The 15476-nt window shown below is 59.6% G+C and carries 17 protein-coding genes and 1 riboswitch; of the genes, 9 read left to right on the forward strand and 8 right to left on the reverse strand.

Annotated features, from left to right (window positions below):
- Positions 1-55: 55 nt before the first annotated feature.
- Positions 56-276: riboswitch (cobalamin riboswitch) on the reverse strand.
- A 173-nt stretch (positions 277-449) separates the two neighbouring features.
- From HX866_RS30120 to HX866_RS30135, 4 genes are all read left to right on the forward strand, one after another.
- Positions 450-1784, forward strand: coding sequence for an aminotransferase class III-fold pyridoxal phosphate-dependent enzyme (locus HX866_RS30120; RefSeq protein ID WP_177098378.1), 1335 nt, complete (start codon positions 450-452; stop codon positions 1782-1784).
- On the forward strand, positions 1777-2169 hold the full coding sequence (locus HX866_RS30125; protein ID WP_177098379.1) for a thioesterase family protein: 393 nt from the start codon (positions 1777-1779) through the stop codon (positions 2167-2169). The genes HX866_RS30120 and HX866_RS30125 overlap by 8 nt, the downstream gene beginning before the upstream one ends.
- 2 nt (positions 2170-2171) lie before the next feature.
- Complete coding sequence (locus HX866_RS30130) at positions 2172-3119, forward strand: DMT family transporter (protein WP_177098380.1); 948 nt, start codon at positions 2172-2174, stop codon at positions 3117-3119.
- A 61-nt stretch (positions 3120-3180) separates the two neighbouring features.
- Positions 3181-4053 carry a LysR family transcriptional regulator gene (locus tag HX866_RS30135; RefSeq protein WP_177098381.1) on the forward strand — a complete coding sequence of 291 codons (873 nt, stop codon included), beginning with the start codon at positions 3181-3183 and terminating at the stop codon, positions 4051-4053.
- Here HX866_RS30135 and HX866_RS30140 read toward each other — a convergent pair.
- Positions 4031-5164, reverse strand: a complete 1134-nt coding sequence (locus HX866_RS30140; RefSeq protein ID WP_177098382.1) for an acyl-CoA dehydrogenase family protein — start codon at positions 5162-5164, stop codon at positions 4031-4033. The genes HX866_RS30135 and HX866_RS30140 overlap by 23 nt on opposite strands.
- Before the next feature lie 219 nt (positions 5165-5383).
- On the opposite strand from HX866_RS30140, the gene HX866_RS30145 reads away from it, so the two are divergent.
- On the forward strand, positions 5384-5962 hold the full coding sequence (locus HX866_RS30145; protein WP_177098383.1) for a hypothetical protein: 579 nt from the start codon (positions 5384-5386) through the stop codon (positions 5960-5962).
- Between the two features lie 9 nt (positions 5963-5971).
- Here the strand turns inward: HX866_RS30145 and HX866_RS30150 are convergent, their stop codons facing one another.
- From HX866_RS30150 to HX866_RS30175, 6 genes are all read right to left on the reverse strand, one after another.
- Positions 5972-6634, reverse strand: coding sequence for a class I SAM-dependent methyltransferase (locus HX866_RS30150; protein ID WP_177098384.1), 663 nt, complete (start codon positions 6632-6634; stop codon positions 5972-5974).
- 24 nt (positions 6635-6658) lie between these two features.
- Positions 6659-7195, reverse strand: a complete 537-nt coding sequence (locus tag HX866_RS30155) for a C40 family peptidase (protein ID WP_177098385.1) — start codon at positions 7193-7195, stop codon at positions 6659-6661.
- A 232-nt stretch (positions 7196-7427) separates the two neighbouring features.
- Positions 7428-8063 (reverse strand): C40 family peptidase, encoded by a 636-nt coding sequence (locus tag HX866_RS30160; protein ID WP_177098386.1) that lies wholly within the window; start codon positions 8061-8063, stop codon positions 7428-7430.
- A gap of 210 nt (positions 8064-8273) precedes the next feature.
- Positions 8274-8978 (reverse strand): DnaA regulatory inactivator Hda, encoded by a 705-nt coding sequence (hda, locus tag HX866_RS30165; RefSeq protein WP_177098387.1) that lies wholly within the window; start codon positions 8976-8978, stop codon positions 8274-8276.
- A gap of 124 nt (positions 8979-9102) precedes the next feature.
- On the reverse strand, positions 9103-10176 hold the full coding sequence (locus HX866_RS30170; protein WP_177098388.1) for an AI-2E family transporter: 1074 nt from the start codon (positions 10174-10176) through the stop codon (positions 9103-9105).
- Between the two features lie 49 nt (positions 10177-10225).
- Positions 10226-11296 (reverse strand): DUF2066 domain-containing protein, encoded by a 1071-nt coding sequence (locus tag HX866_RS30175; RefSeq protein WP_177098389.1) that lies wholly within the window; start codon positions 11294-11296, stop codon positions 10226-10228.
- A gap of 377 nt (positions 11297-11673) precedes the next feature.
- Between HX866_RS30175 and purM the strand changes: the two genes are divergently transcribed.
- The 4 genes from purM (at position 11674) to HX866_RS30195 (ending at position 14703) form a co-directional block, all read left to right on the forward strand.
- Positions 11674-12732, forward strand: coding sequence for a phosphoribosylformylglycinamidine cyclo-ligase (gene purM / locus HX866_RS30180; protein WP_177098390.1), 1059 nt, complete (start codon positions 11674-11676; stop codon positions 12730-12732).
- An 11-nt stretch (positions 12733-12743) separates the two neighbouring features.
- Entirely contained in the window at positions 12744-13394 is a 651-nt protein-coding gene (purN, locus tag HX866_RS30185) for a phosphoribosylglycinamide formyltransferase (protein WP_177098404.1), read from the forward strand.
- A gap of 8 nt (positions 13395-13402) precedes the next feature.
- Positions 13403-14116 carry a DUF3108 domain-containing protein gene (locus HX866_RS30190; RefSeq protein WP_177098391.1) on the forward strand — a complete coding sequence of 238 codons (714 nt, stop codon included), beginning with the start codon at positions 13403-13405 and terminating at the stop codon, positions 14114-14116.
- A gap of 398 nt (positions 14117-14514) precedes the next feature.
- On the forward strand, positions 14515-14703 hold the full coding sequence (locus tag HX866_RS30195) for a hypothetical protein (protein WP_100940982.1): 189 nt from the start codon (positions 14515-14517) through the stop codon (positions 14701-14703).
- Positions 14704-14803: 100 nt separating this feature from the next.
- On the opposite strand, the gene HX866_RS30200 is transcribed toward HX866_RS30195, so the two are convergent.
- Positions 14804-15238 carry a hypothetical protein gene (locus tag HX866_RS30200; RefSeq protein WP_177141003.1) on the reverse strand — a complete coding sequence of 145 codons (435 nt, stop codon included), beginning with the start codon at positions 15236-15238 and terminating at the stop codon, positions 14804-14806.
- Positions 15239-15476: the final 238 nt, after the last annotated feature.

The following is a 15476-nucleotide window of genomic DNA, read 5'->3' on the forward strand; positions in this document are numbered from 1 at the left end:
CAAACGGGGGGCAGGGAAAAACGCGGCCGGAGCCGTCCAGCATCGCCCGCCGTGACGCTGTGGGATGGATCAGGCCGGTCTCCGGGCTCATAAGCGCGTATTCGCGGGACCGCGCGCCTTCCCATGTCGATTGGACACAGTGGCTCAAGGCGCGGTCTTGACTCATTTACCGTTGCGGGGGCAGCGCCGGAATCGCGCCTGTCGAAGGGCTCACCGGCTTCCCTGTTTCACCCTGTCGGCTGGCCGCCACAGAGCACCTGAAACAATCGGCGAAGGTTAGAGGGTTGGGGGTGGAGCGTCAAATAAAGCCGAGCCGGGCTACTGGCGATACAACGATCCACGCCCCATAAGCATTCGAAATGACCTGCACGAGGAAAACTCATTTTTACTGATCGACATGACCGGGAATACTCGCCTCTCAGGAAGAACAATAACCCGAGGTGACGGCCATGCACCTGATCAGACCCAACCTGCGCCACCACTGCCCCACGGCCTATACCGCCACAGGCAGTACGATCCATACGAACGACAACAGGACAATACTCGACGCCTGTTCCGGCGCCATCGCCTGCTCGCTCGGCTATGGCCATGAATACATCCTCGCCAGGATGACCGAGCAAGCTCAAAAGCTGAGCGCCGGCTACCGAACCCAATTCCTCAATCTTCCAGCGGAACAATTGGCCGACCGGCTTTGCCGCAAACTGGGTTATGCCGGTGCCTTTTTCGTCAATAGCGGGTCCGAAGCCGTGGAGGCGGCCTGCCGGACCGCGATTCAGTATTGGGACGAAGTGGGGCTGCCGAAGAAAAAACACATCCTGAGCAGAACCATCAGCTATCACGGTTCAACCCAGGCCAGCCTGACGCTTTCCGGTCACTGGCCCCGACGCAGAGGGGTTTGCAACCCCGCGCAACGTCCGACCTTGCCCACACCCTACTGCTATCGATGCCCCTACGGAAAAACGCCAAAGAGCTGCCAGCTCGCCTGCGCCCAGGCATTGGAAGTCGAGCTGGGCGAGGTGGGCAGCGATGCCATCGCGGCACTGCTGATCGAACCGATCACGGGCGCGTCCGGGGCCGCGATTACACCACCGACCGGTTATCTCGAAAAAATCCGCGACATCTGTAACCGCCACGACATCCTGCTGATCGCCGACGAAGTCCTGACTGGCCTGGGCAGGACCGGCTCATGGCTGGCCATGGAGCATGGCGACGTCAAAGCCGACATCAGCGTGCTGGGCAAAGGCCTGAACGCCGGCTACTTCCCCTTCTCCTGCCTACTGGTCAGCGAAACGATCAAGGAAGCCATCGAGCTGGGGACCGGCCTCTTCTCCTACGGCCACACCCACTCCAATCACCCGGTGGGCGCGGCGGTAGGCAACGCGGTGCTCGATGTGCTGGAAACAGAGGCATTGGTGGAGTTGTCCGCCAGCCGGGCAACAATCATCGAGTCGCATTTGCGCCGCTGCATGGAAACCTCGGACCTGATCGGAGAGGTTCGTGGAAAAGGCCTGTTCTGGGGACTGGAAATTGTCCGGGACAAGCGCAGTAAAAGGACATTTCCCCAACGTGCCAATGTCGCCGAAAAACTGGTCGGGCACGCCTTGGAAAAAGGCTTGAATCTCTATCCCGCCAGCGGGTTCGCCGCCCATGAACACGGCGATGCACTGATCTTCGCACCGGCGCTCAACACCCCACAAACCGTGCTCGAGGACATGCTGTCGTTGCTTGACGAAGTGATCCGCAGTGCCCCTTATGATCTGCGCAGGGAGTCACTGCATGACTGAGCTCATGGGCAGGACGGGCGAAATTCTACATACCGTAACGCCCAGCGACCTTGCCACGCACTGGAACAATGACATTCCGGTTCTCGCCACACCAATACTGCTGTGGCTATCGGAACTGGCCGCGATGCGTGCCCTGGAAGACCTGCTACCCACAACCGCAATGACCCTCGGCATCGCCCACGACAGTCGACACCTGGCCCCGACCCCCTTGGGATTCACTATCAGCGTCAGCGCCCGGGTCAAGGCGGTGACGGGCAAATACGTCACGTTTGACGTCAAGGCCACCGACGGTTTCGAAGTCATTCTTTCAGGTACGCATACAAGAGCCATCATCGAGCGCGAAAAGTTCGAGGAACGGGTCGCGGACAAAAGTACAGGAGCCTGACCATGACACCAGGACTTCCCCAGTCTGAAAAAAGGCTATCGCTCATTCTCTGGCTGGTGGCCGGAGCCGCCTTGCTCGGGGTGGCTCCCGTCACCGTCAAGGCCCTGCCTTTCGATGCCGAGGTCTCCGCCTTTTATCGCGTACTGCTGGCGACGCCTTTCATGTTGCTGATCTGCGCCTTCAATACCACCAGGGCATCGCCTGTTCCGAAAAACGGGCGATTCTACGGTCTGACACTGCTGGCCGTTATCTTGTTTACCGCCGACCTGACGGTCATGCACTTCGCCATCAAGCGCACCGATGTGGCCATCGCCACACTGCTCACCAACTGCGCGCCCTTCTTCGTCGTGCTCATGGGCATCGCCGGGATCGTCGAGAAACCGAAAGTCACGGAGTTCGTTTGCCTGCTGGTGGCCATTGGCGGGATGTACGTGCTGTGCATCCTCGATAAACCCCTGACCCACGACTACTGGGGAGAGGCCCTGGCGTTGCTGGCGGCCTTTTTCTACGCCGCCTATATCGTGACCATCAAGAAGGTCAGGGAATATGAGTGCGCGCCTGCACTGATCATGCTGTTCATCACGGTGGGTTGCAGCCTGCTGCTGTTCCCGGTCTTCATACTGTCCGGAGCGCCGCTGCCCGGCGACCTGAGCACCTGGGCCCTGCTGCTGGCCCTGGTTCTCTGTGGCCAGGTGCTGGGACAACTGCTGGTGACCCGGTCGCTGAAAGGACTCTCTGCCTCGTTCAGCTCAATCGTATTGCTCCTGCAGCCCGTTACCGCGACGGCGCTGTCGTGGTCATTGCTGGATGAAACCCTGACACCCCTGGAGCTGGCAGGGATGGCAATCATCCTCGCCGCCATTGCCGCCAGCGCCCTGTTGCCGCCCAAAAGCAGTAATCCCCTGCGCACACCGGAAAAAGAATTTCCCGACAGAAATACCAGCCAGTAACGACTGACAGTCGCAGAAGCAACGTCCAAGCTGATGATCTCTCTACCCTGAACACCCGGCCATGAAACTCACCAATATCGACATGGACCTGCTCAGAGCCCTGGTGTATGTCAGCAATACCCAGGGGTTCACCAAAGCGGCTGAACAGCTGTTTCGAACGCAATCAGCCATCAGCCTGCAAATAAAAAAACTGGAGCAGATCACCCATGAAAAACTTCTGGAACGGGGCAAAGAAATACGCCTGACACCGGCCGGCCTGAAAGTTTACGATTACGCCCAGCAAATCCTGAAGCTCAACGATGAGTTGATCCACTCGATCACCCATGAACGTCCCCCGCCTCACGCCAGAATCGGCCTGCCCGAACATCACGACCCGGCACTCATAGAGAAGATCATCAGGAGTACGTTCTCCTCGAACATTCAGTGTTCTTTTTTTAATGACGACGCCATGAACCTCTCAAGGATGGTCGAGCACCACCTTCTGGATATCGCCTTCATACTGCAAACAGAATTGGTTGGGGCACTGGAGATAGCGGTGATCCCCTTGAGTTGGGTATCGGCCAAAGGCTCGCGGCTGTACCGCAACGACATCATCAGGCTAGCCGTTCCACCGCAAGGCAGCGTCATTCGGCGCCTCACGCAACAAACACTCACGGACAACGCGCAACGGTTCACGGTGATCTGTTCGTCCGGTGATTTCACACACCTCAAGACGACCATCGTGACCGACCAGGCCATCGGCGTCATGCCGACTCAAAACGTGCCCGATGCATTGGGCATCGTGAATGACCACAAGCTTCCCGACCTCCCGCAAGCCCGGTTATTCATCAAGATATCCGCACAGGCCAGCGACGACGTGAAAACGCTGGCGTCTGCAATGATACGGGCCTGTACTGAAAGCGACTGGCCCCTCAACACCTCGACATCTGATTGAAGATATTGATCCGCTGTATATCGTTGGTTCCCCCGGCGATCTTCAGGCCGGCGGCATCGCGCAGGTATTTCCCGATCCTGGGGTCCGAATAGCCCAGGTGACCATGTACCTGCATCAGGCTCTCGGCCGACCTCATCAAACACTCGGCCCCTTGATACTTGGCAGTGGAACAGACCATGGAGGCCTCGGGATCATTTCTGTCCAGGAGACGCAAGGCTTCATAGGCCAGGTTTCGACACACGATGGAAGACATCTTCATCTCGGTCAAACGCCCTTGAATATACTGATACGCGCCGATCGCCTGCCCAAACGCCTGCCGGTACTGGCTGCGCTGCATCGCGGAACGGGTCATGCCATCGATCAGGCCCGCCGCGATAATCCCGTACAGGGCCCGCTCAAAAGAAATGATTTCATATAAAACCGTCAGGCCCCGTCCTGGAGCACCGATGATATTGCCCTCATCAATGGCCACCTCGACCAGATTCAGATCCGCCGTCGGACTGGTACGAATACCCAGGTTGAACTCTTGCTCGCCCACACTGATTCCGGGCGCATCCAAGTCCATGAAAAACAGCGTGATGTCTTTTTTCGGGCCCAGTGCAGGTATGCGTCCCGCCAACATCCCCATCGTGGCAACGGGTGCATTGGTAATATGCTTTTTCTGCCCGCTCAAACGATAACCACTGCCCTCGCGTACCGCGGACAACTGCATTTTCGACAGATCGGAACCACCCGAAGACTCCGTCATGGCCGTGACCGCAATTTCACCCTTCAACAACCTCGGCACCCAACGTTGTATCTGTTGCGCGGAGCCATGACTACACAGAAGCTTTAATGAACCTATATGGCCGAGGACGGTAATCAGGAAACCCAGGTCCTCACACTCTTTGGCCACCTCGTCCAGGCACTCGGCACACTCCGCCCAGGTCCCCCCAAAGCCACCCAGCTCGCGGGTGACAGGAATCTTCCACATGCCCAATTCAGCCATCCTTTGCCAACTGCGTCGATCCAGCGTCGCATCACCGTCGTGCCGTAGAGCATTTTCGGCAACCGCTCGCCCCAAGGCCTTGAACAATGATTTATCGATCACACCACCGTTTGAAGGAGACATAAAACACCTCTGCTAGCGCTTTCCTGATGTTTTTATGCCCTCGATTCCATCGTCCGCACAACGAGTTCTGAAAATCCTCCCGATGACGAAAACCAATCCTTGCCCGGCCAGGCAAAAACATCGACTCGCTCAAAAAACTGGCGCCAAAATTTGTGCTACGTTGAACAAGGTGATATCAAATAGCCACAACCCGCCCAAGAATAAGTAAAGGGGAGCCCCATGCAAGGCCTGATCATCAGCAATCCGAAACTGGAATTCCTGCGTCCCGCCCTGGAACGCTGGCCCGAATGCATTGATCGCTACAACCAACTGCTCGGTGACGGTCAGGCGCCGTACTGGTTCAACGAGCGAGCCAACCTGGGATTGTTGTCGGCCGCGGCCTGGGCGGCGGAAATGGTCACCCTGGAGCACTTCCAGACCAAAAAGCAGTTCGAAGAGGGCGACCGTGGCGGACACTGCGACCTGCAGATCTCAACCGCGCAAGAGTCAGTCTATATCCAGGCCACGCAACGCTGGCCCAAGGTCAACAACCTGAACCCGATGCCGGCGCTGCTGGATGTGACGAGCGATGCCAAGAGGATCAGCCAGCCCCATCACCTGAAACTCGGCTGCCTGTTCGTCTCACCCTTCAAGCCGCAGCAGAGCCCCAGCCCGGAGGACCTGCAGGACATGGTCGATGACCTGCAAAAAGCCCACAGCTGCGCCGTCGCCTGGTACTTCCCCTACGCCTATCGCAAGTTGCACAACGAAGCCGGCCAATATCACCCCGGCATCGCCCTGCTGTTCAAGGAAGCCTGAGCGAGCGCTCTAGACTTTACGGCACAGCGTCAAACCATCACCCAGCGGCAACAGCGAAAGATCCACCCGCGCGTCATCCTTCAAGGCTCGGTTCAGCGCCTGGATGGCCCGGGTGTCGGCACTTGGCGCATTCACTTCCAGCACCCGCCCGCTCCACAGCGTGTTATCGAAAATCGCCAGGCCGCCCGTGCGCAGCAAACGCAAGGCACTTTCCAGGTAAGCCGGATAGTTGGCTTTGTCAGCATCGATAAACATCAGATCGAACTGCCCGCCCTGCCCTTGCTGCTCCAGCTGCGCCAGGGTTTCCAGCGCCGGCGCCAGGCGCAGTTCGATGCGCTCGGCCAGACCCGCTTCCCGCCAATAGCGCAGCGCCGTGGCGTTGTAGCCCCCGGGAATATCGCAGCACAGCAGGCTACCGCCCTGCGGCAAGGCCGAGGCCATGCACAAGGCGCTGTAACCGGTGAAGGTGCCGACTTCGAGCAAACGCCGGGCGCCGGTCAGCTTGACCAGCAGCGCGAGGAACTGGCCCTGCTCAGGCGCCACCTGCCAACGCGCCATGGGCAGCGCCTGGGTTTCATCACGCAGACGCTTGAGCAACGGCGTTTCGCGCAGGGAAACGTCCAGCAGATAGCCGTAGAGGGCATCGTCCAGCTTGAGGGTGCGAGCGGTCATGACAACCTCGCGGCAACTCGGTGACTAAGGGTTGCTCGCCAGGTGCCCGGCCGGTAACACACGCTTGGCATTCAGATAAGCGTGCTGCCAGTAGGCCTTGGACAGGCTGTCCAGTTTCACCGTGCCGCCAGTGGCCGGCGCATGGACGAAACGGCCCTCGCCGACATAAATGCCGGCATGGCTGACCTGGGAACCACCGTTGGTGGCGAAGAAGATCAGGTCGCCGGTCTGCAAGGCGTTCTGCGGCACGTTCGGCGCCCGCATCACGATCAGCTCACGGGTCGAACGTGGCAGGTTGATGCCCGCCATATCGCGATACACATAACCGATCAGGCCGCTGCAATCAAAACCCGAGTCCGGCGTATTACCACCCCAACGATAAGGCGTACCAACCAGGCCCAAGGCACGGAACAGCACGTCTTCGGCTTCTGGCGAGGAGGGTTGCGGGGAGGCGAATACCACGGGGCGAGCCACCGGCGCTGGCGGCGGCGGCGCGTGGCCGGCACAGGCACCGAGCAACGCGGTGAAGGCAATCAAGGCAATACGGGCCGTGGTCGACATGTGCAGAAATCCTGACTGAATGCGGCTTTCTCTGCCGTGGCGTAGAGAAATCAAAACCGCGCAAGCAAGGCTCGCGCGGTCAGATACTCAACAATATGTCAGGATTCTAGCGGCTATACGCCAAACTTCAAGTATCACTTTAACTTCGGACGTTTTTTGTACAGTTTGCCTGGCGCTGAGGCTTGGCATTTAGCCATCAGCGGGGCCGATGGCACTGAAAACGCCCGAGTGATTACCGGTTGCTGGTAGTCATCGTGGTAGGGGCCATCGCGAGGGCACGCTTGGCTTCGATGAAGGTCTTGCTCCAGTAGCTGTCGCCCAGGCTGTCGATCCGCACACCACCGCTACGGCGGCTGCTGGAGTGGATGAACTGGTCATCGCCCAGGTAGATACCGGCGTGACTGACACGACCGCGGCGACCATTGGTCGCGAAGAACAGCAGATCACCTGGCTTGAGCTTGTTGCGCGCAACCAGTGGTGCCTTCACGTTGATCATCTCGCGGGTGGAGCGCGGCAGGTCGAGCCCGGCTTCCTCACGGAACAGATAACCAATGAAACCACTGCAGTCAAAGCCGGAACTCTCGTTGGTGCCGCCAAAACGGTAACGGGTACCGATCAGGGACATGCCACGCTCGAGAATGCTGTCAGCAAGGACTGGCAACTGATAAGGCTTACCCTCGCCGAACGAGGCGAGTTCTTTCTCTGTGGCCAGCTCATCGTCCAGTACAGACGCGGATTTGACGCCAGAAACCGAAGCGGTTTTGACCGAATTATCGACCTGCTGTTGCGAAACCGGCGTATGCGCCGCGCAACCAAACAACAGGGTAACAAGTGCGAGAGGCACGAGGGGTGCGAAGCGATTTAGCATGGGCACGACCGTGGCTGATTTGTTAGGAGGCGTGACTATGCCTTCTATCACCCTCATTTGCAAATTTTATGGGACAAGATGTGACTCGGTCGTTTCTTGAAAACATCTAAGGATTTAATACCCAAACGGTTCCCACACGCCTGAAAAAAGCTTCTGACGTGGGTTTTGTGACGTCTGGATTTTGGCGAAAAAGCGCTGAAAGCCCCGGTTTTACCAGCCCAGGGTCTCTTTGAGAAAGGGGATGGTGAGCTTGCGCTGGGCCTGCAACGAGGCCTGATCGAGCTGTTCGAGCAAGTCGAACAAAGCGCTCATGCTACGAGTACCACGAGTCAGGATGAAATGCCCTACTTCGTCGGTCAAATGCAGACCGCGTCTTGAAGCACGCAGTTGCAAAGCCCGCAGCTTGTCTTCATCCGAAAGGGGCCGCATCTGGAAAATCAGTGCCAGGGTCAGGCGCGATTTCAGGTCGGCCAGCTTGACCGGCAGTTCACGGGGCGAAGTCGAGGCGGCAATCAACAGGCGTCGGCCGCTGTCCCGCAGACGGTTGAACAGGTGAAACAACGCCTCTTCCCAATCCGCACGCCCGGCCACCACTTGCAGGTCATCCAGACACACCAGCTCGTACTGTTCGAGGTTGTCGAGCAACTCGACACCACGGTCCATCAACTCCGCCAACGGCAGGTACACCGCCGGCTCCCCCATCTGCTCGAAGCGCAGGCAAGCTGCCTGCAACAGGTGGGTACGCCCCACGCCGTCCTTGCCCCAGAGGTAGATCAGGCTTTCGGTCCACCCGGCGTCGGCTTCGCATAGCCGCTCGACATAGCCGAGTGCAGCGGCATTGGCGCCTGGGTAGTAGTTGATGAAGGTGGCGTCATCACGCAGACGCACACCTAGGGGCAGCTGAATCGGTTTCATGCTGACTGAACGGTTATCGGGAACCGTTAGTGGCCTCTGTGTAAAGTTTGCAAAGTTTATACCCGTGAGGCTGGGCGCACAATGCAACAGACCACAAGCAAAATCAAAGGTTTGCGCGCGACGATCAGAGATCGGGGTCTTCCCGACCGCCGTACATGTCCGAACGTTTGTACAGTTCGTGCATATGCCGCACCAATACCATGATCACCGCCGCCACCGGCAGAGCCAGCAACACGCCGGTAAAACCGAACAGTTCGCCCCCGGCGAGAATCGCGAAGATCACCGCCACCGGGTGCAGGCCGATGCGATCACCAACCAGCAGCGGCGTGAGCACCATCCCTTCCAACGCCTGACCAATCATGAAGACCGCGACGATGCCCGCCATCGGGTACAGGTCGCCGCCAAACTGGAACAGGCCAGCGATAATCGCCGCACTGATGCCAATCACGAAGCCCATATAAGGAACAATGGCCGCCAAACCGGCCAACAGGCCGATCAACAAGCCCAGCTCCAGGCCGACCAGCATCAGGCCACCGGCATAGATCCCGCCCAACGCCAGCATCACCAGCAACTGGCCACGCATGAAGGCGCCCAGCACGTCGTGACACTCGCCCGCCAGGGAAACAATACGTTCCTCGCGGTCACGGGGCAGCAGGCTGCGAATCTTCGCCATCATCAGGTCCCAGTCCCGCAGCAAATAGAAACTCACCACGGGCACCAGCAACAGGTTCGCGACGAAACCGATCAGCGCCAGGCTCGAAGCCGTCGCCTGGGACAGCACCACGCCGACGATATCGCCGGTCTGCCCCATGTGTTCGCTGATGGCCGCCTTGACCTTGTCGAATTTCCAGAAACCGTCAGCCAGGCCGAACTTGTGCTGAGCCCAGGGCATCGCGGTGTGCTGCAGCCAGTCGAGCATCTGCGGTGCCAGTTCATACAGGCGGAAGAACTGCTTGGCCAACATCGGTACCAGCACCAGCAGCAGGGTCATCAACACCAAGATAAACAGCGCGAACACCGAGACCACGCCCCAGGTACGGGACATCCCGAGCTTTTCCAGACGATCGACCACCGGGTCGAACATATAGGCCAGCAGCAGGCTCACCAGGAACGGCGAGAGTATCGGGTGCAGCAGGTACACGAACACGCACAGCAGGATCGCCGCGCCCAACCAAAACCATCGACGTGTGTCGGTCATGGACGACTCCAGCCTTATATATAGAAAGAAATTCGATAGAACCGAAAAATTACCAACGGAAACGCAACTGCGCTGTCGGCGCCACCGGCGTAACAGGTGCCGCGACAGGGCTCCCAGGGGCGGCGGCCGGAGCCGGAGCAACTGCCGTCGCCGCCGGCAACGCTTCACCCGCCGGGACTTCCTGCAACTTCGCCAGCCCCAGTTGCGCACGCAACTGTTCCGCGCTGCCGTTGACCTGATAAACGATCCGGTCGCCGTCCACGCTTTGCGGGCGACCACCAAAGGGCTCGAGCAAATGCTCCAGAGCAGCGTAACGCTCCAGGGTCATGCCCTGCACTTCCAGCAGTTGTGCAGCCGATACCCCGGGTTTGGTGGCAAAACGCGGTGCCAGGCGCTCGCTCACCGCCAACAGCACGGCATCCGCCAACGCCGCCGTATCGGCGCCCTGGGCCGTGCCCTGCTCCTTCTGGTCGCCCAGCCACAAGCGCCATTTCGCCTGCCACTGCCCGCCTTCTTCATGGGCATGCACCGCCAGCAGGGCATCGGCGCCATAGCGTTCGGACGCCGCGTGCAACGGCGTCGCATCACTGCCTTCGAGGTTCTTCGCCGTGGCGACGATCTGTTCATCCAGGTCGGCCAACGGCAGACGCAGTGGCAAGCCACGGTGTTGCGCTGCCCGGCGCAACGGCTCGGCGGCCGATTGACCGTCGCCGATCAGGTTCGAGCCCTCGGTCGAATCATTCAGCCACCAACCGAGAATCGCCGGCCGGTTGCTGCCCCACAGTGCCAGCCCGGCGCCACGCAGGGCGCGGTCGGTGCTCAGCGGATCGAAATCCACCTGCAGGCTTTCCGGTGGCCCGGCGTCATAGCCGTACTGGCTGATGATTTGCTGCGGGTCCTTGCGCACTTCGGCCAAGCCGGGGTTCTGCAGCGCCTTGGGGTCGCCGGTCAGGCGCAGCACCAAAGTATCCAGGGCACGCTGGGTGGCCTGGTTGCGTTCATCCGGCGTCTGGCTGCTGACCGGTTCGCGCACCTGGTACAAGCCATTCAGGGTTTGCGCGTGGATCGCCAGGCTCAACAGGGAAAGACAGCCGGCACTCAATAGTTTGAACAGACGCATGAAAAATTCCCGACGGGCAGAAGCGGCAGGTTAAAGACCGCATGAATACAAAGCGACAGGTTTGAGACCGCTGCGCAGTGCCATCATTCACACAATCGCTGAAAAGTTTTTCCCCGTCATAAAGATCGTGGGTCAAGGGCTATACCTTATACAGCCACATCCATTGCGGCCAGCACGAGCGTAAAGGGATTTTTTTAACACGATATGACCCTGCCGTCGGCCCGAGGATGGCCGCTGCTGCCCAAGCCTGATAAAATCGCGCGCCTTCGCAGACCGGCGAGCGTCAGGCCCAAGGAAATTCGAACCCGTTCGTTTCCCCCATGAAGCCCAACCGCTTCCGGTCGATACCCCCTGAATCCCCCCTAAAGGCCTGGATCATGAGCAAGCAACCCTCCCTGAGCTACAAGGACGCCGGTGTAGACATCGACGCCGGTGAAGCATTGGTCGAACGCATCAAGAGCGTGGCCAAGCGCACTGCGCGCCCGGAAGTCATGGGCGGCCTGGGCGGTTTCGGCGCCCTCTGCGAGATCCCGGCCGGTTACAAGCAGCCGGTCCTGGTCTCCGGCACCGACGGCGTCGGCACCAAGCTGCGCCTGGCGCTGAACCTGAACAAACATGACAGCATCGGCATCGACCTGGTGGCCATGTGCGTGAACGACCTGGTGGTCTGCGGTGCCGAGCCGCTGTTCTTCCTCGACTACTACGCCACCGGCAAGCTCAATGTCGACACCGCCGCCCAGGTAGTGACCGGCATCGGCGCCGGCTGCGAACTGTCCGGCTGCTCCCTGGTGGGCGGCGAAACCGCTGAAATGCCCGGCATGTACGAAGGCGAAGACTACGACCTGGCCGGTTTCTGCGTCGGCGTGGTGGAAAAGGCCGAGATCATCGACGGCTCGAAAGTCGCCGCCGGCGATGCCCTGCTCGCCCTGCCGTCGTCCGGCCCGCACTCCAACGGCTACTCGCTGATCCGCAAGATCATCGAAGTGTCGGGTGCCGACATCGAAACCATCCAGCTCGACGGCAAGCCGCTGACCGACCTGCTGATGGCACCGACCCGCATCTACGTCAAACCCCTGCTCAAGCTGATCAAGGACACTGGCGCGGTCAAGGCCATGGCCCACATCACCGGTGGCGGCCTGCTCGACAACATCCCGCGGGTACTGCCAAAAGGCGCCCAGGCCGTGGTCGACGTGGCCAGCTGGCAGCGTCCGGCGGTCTTCGACTGGCTGCAGGAAAAAGGCAACGTCGACGAAACCGAGATGCACCGCGTGCTGAACTGCGGCGTTGGCATGGTCATCTGCGTCGCCCAGGAACACGTTGAAACCGCGCTGAACGTCCTGCGTGAAGCCGGCGAACAGCCATGGGTCATCGGCCAGATCTCCACGGCCGCCGAAGGCGCTGCCCAGGTCGAGCTGAAGAACCTCAAGGCTCACTGATGTCCGAGCCGATGACCTCGACCTGTAACGTCGTGGTGTTGCTGTCCGGTACCGGCAGCAACTTGCAGGCCCTGATCGACAACGTGCGGGCCGGTGAAAACCCGGCCCGCATCGCTGCGGTGATCTCCAACCGCGCCGACGCCTTCGGCCTGCAACGTGCCCGGGACGCGGGGATCGAAACCCGCGCCCTGGACCACAAGGCCTTCGACGGCCGCGAAGCCTTCGATGCCGCCTTGATCGAACTGATCGACGCCTTCAATCCGCAACTGGTGGTCCTGGCCGGCTTCATGCGCATCCTCAGCGCTGACTTCGTCCGCCACTATCAGGGGCGCCTGCTGAATATCCACCCCTCTCTCCTGCCCAAGTACAAAGGCCTGCACACCCATCAGCGCGCGCTGGAAGCGGGTGACCGGGAACACGGCTGCAGCGTGCACTTCGTCACCGAGGAACTCGATGGCGGACCTCTGGTCGTACAGGCTGTGGTTACGGTAGAGTCTGACGATACCGCGCACAGTCTGGCGCAACGGGTCCACACCCAGGAACACAGGATTTATCCGCTGGCGGTACGCTGGTTCGCCGAGGGGCGTTTGGTCCTGGGTGATCAGGGTGCATCGTTGGACGGTCAATTACTCGCGGCCAGCGGCCACATGATTCGAACCTAGGAGATTTTATGCGTCGTGCCCTGCTCTTCGCTCTTACCCTGCTCGCCTTGCCGGCAGTGCAAGCGGCGGATCTTCAACCTTTCGCCGCCAGCTACACCGCCGACTGGAAACAACTGCCCATGAGCGGTTCGGCCGAGCGTAGCCTGTCGAAAAACGATAACGGCACCTGGACCTTGAGTTTCAAGGCTTCCATGATGATCGCCAGCCTGACCGAGGAAAGCACCATTCGCCTCGACAAGGACACCCTGCTGCCACAGAGCTACACCTTCGAACGCGGCGGCCTGGGCAAGGCGAAGAAGATCAACCTGGACTTCGACTGGTCGTCGAAGATGGTCACCGGCACCGACCGTGGTGACCCGGTCAAGGTACCGCTCAACAGCGGCATGCTCGACAAGTCCACTTATCAGTTGGCCCTGCAACGCGATGTTGCGGCCGGCAAGAAAAGCATGAGCTACCAGGTAGTCGAAGGCACGGACACCGACACCTACGACTTCCGGGTCCTGGGCGCGGAAAAAGTCAGCACCAAGGCTGGCTCGGTCGATGCGATCAAGGTCGAGCGCGTGCGCGACCCGACGCAGAACAAGCGCACCACCGTCATGTGGTTCGCCAAGGACTGGGACTACCTGCTGGTCCGCCTGCAACAGGTGGAAACCGACGGCAAGGAGTACAACATCATGCTCCAGGAAGGCACCGTGGCCGGCAAAGAGGTCAAGGGCAGCTGATCCAAGCCGCCAGAATGAGCCCCGCGAGTGCGGGGCTTTTTTATGCCCGCAATAAAACCGGCGTCACGCGTGTAGACACCGCCTTGCCCGCCAATCGACGCGATCCCGGTAGGAGCTGGCTTGCCAGCGATGGCGATTTCACATTCACCGCCGCCCTCCTCCCGCAACCGCGCTTCCAAGCGTCTGGATCGCAGCTTTGCCGCGGATCCAAGATGAAACTTTTGTCAGAAAACTTCAGCCAAAAAGGCGCAAACCCAAGCAATCCGGGCCTTTGGCCATTATTGCGTTTCTGACAAGAGTAAATTCCGTCTGTTACCGATTTACGTAGGAGGCTAATGAATCATATAACAGAGGCCTGCGACGCGTTGCCGCAGTTCAACAGAGACTGGAGCTTGCAGATGACCGTAAAAGTGACCGAACGCGATGATGCACACATGTCCCATGAAGGCGTTGCCCACGGCATTCGAATCTGGGATGTACACCAGCAGGACCTCCTGGTAGGCATGTTTCACAACGAGACCGACGCTCATAATTATAAAAACGAGCTGGAAACCCTCGAGAAGAAACGCGAGATGCAGGCGTCCTGAACGCCTGGTAATGACAGACTTGTAAAACGACAAACCCCGCACCTGGCGGGGTTTGTCGTTTCTGGCTGCCAAGGACTTGATGGCTCTTGGCGCAACAGCCTCAGTCCAAGGCGGGTGATGGCTGATCAGACAGGGGGGCCCCCTCAAGCAGGGCATCCACCACCGCACGCGCCACCTCCACCGAATGCAGCATGCCCCAGAACAACGACCGCTCCACGGGGTTGGTATGCAGGCTGATTTCGTCACCGTTGAGTTCGGCCGTTTCGAGCAGATTGGAAACGTAGGTCAGCGCATCCTGGGCATTGATGCCTGGCTGGATAGCGAACAGCGTGGGTTTGTACGAAGCTTCGGGAGTGACGGGTTTGGAGCAGGTGAACGCGAGGGTATCGAGCAGACGGCCCGTGCTTGTGAGGGCCGGCTCGGACTCATTCTCGTTGGATGGGGTATCAGGGAGTTTGCGCAAGTACATCGCCCTGTCGGCGGTGCTGAGGGCTTTGCGAACAGGGGGCGGATCGGGTGTAATTTTCTTAGCCATGGAGATACTCCTATTCAATAAAGGAGCCCGCCACATTTCGTTACCAAGCGAAGGGGTGGCGAACTGTACGCAGGTTGGTAAACCGGTGAATAGGAACCGGCAGGCCGAAGCCTCCTGCGCACAGCCCGCCATAACGCGAACACAAAAAAGCCGCAATCGCGGCGCTGTGCGCCTACTCAAATCCGGGTTACCAAGCCCGATCGCTGAATTTGCAGCGACAATCGAACTGTAGCCCTGG

The sequence above is a fragment of the Pseudomonas gingeri genome (assembly GCF_013386165.1).
GTDB lineage: Bacteria > Pseudomonadota > Gammaproteobacteria > Pseudomonadales > Pseudomonadaceae > Aquipseudomonas > Aquipseudomonas gingeri_C.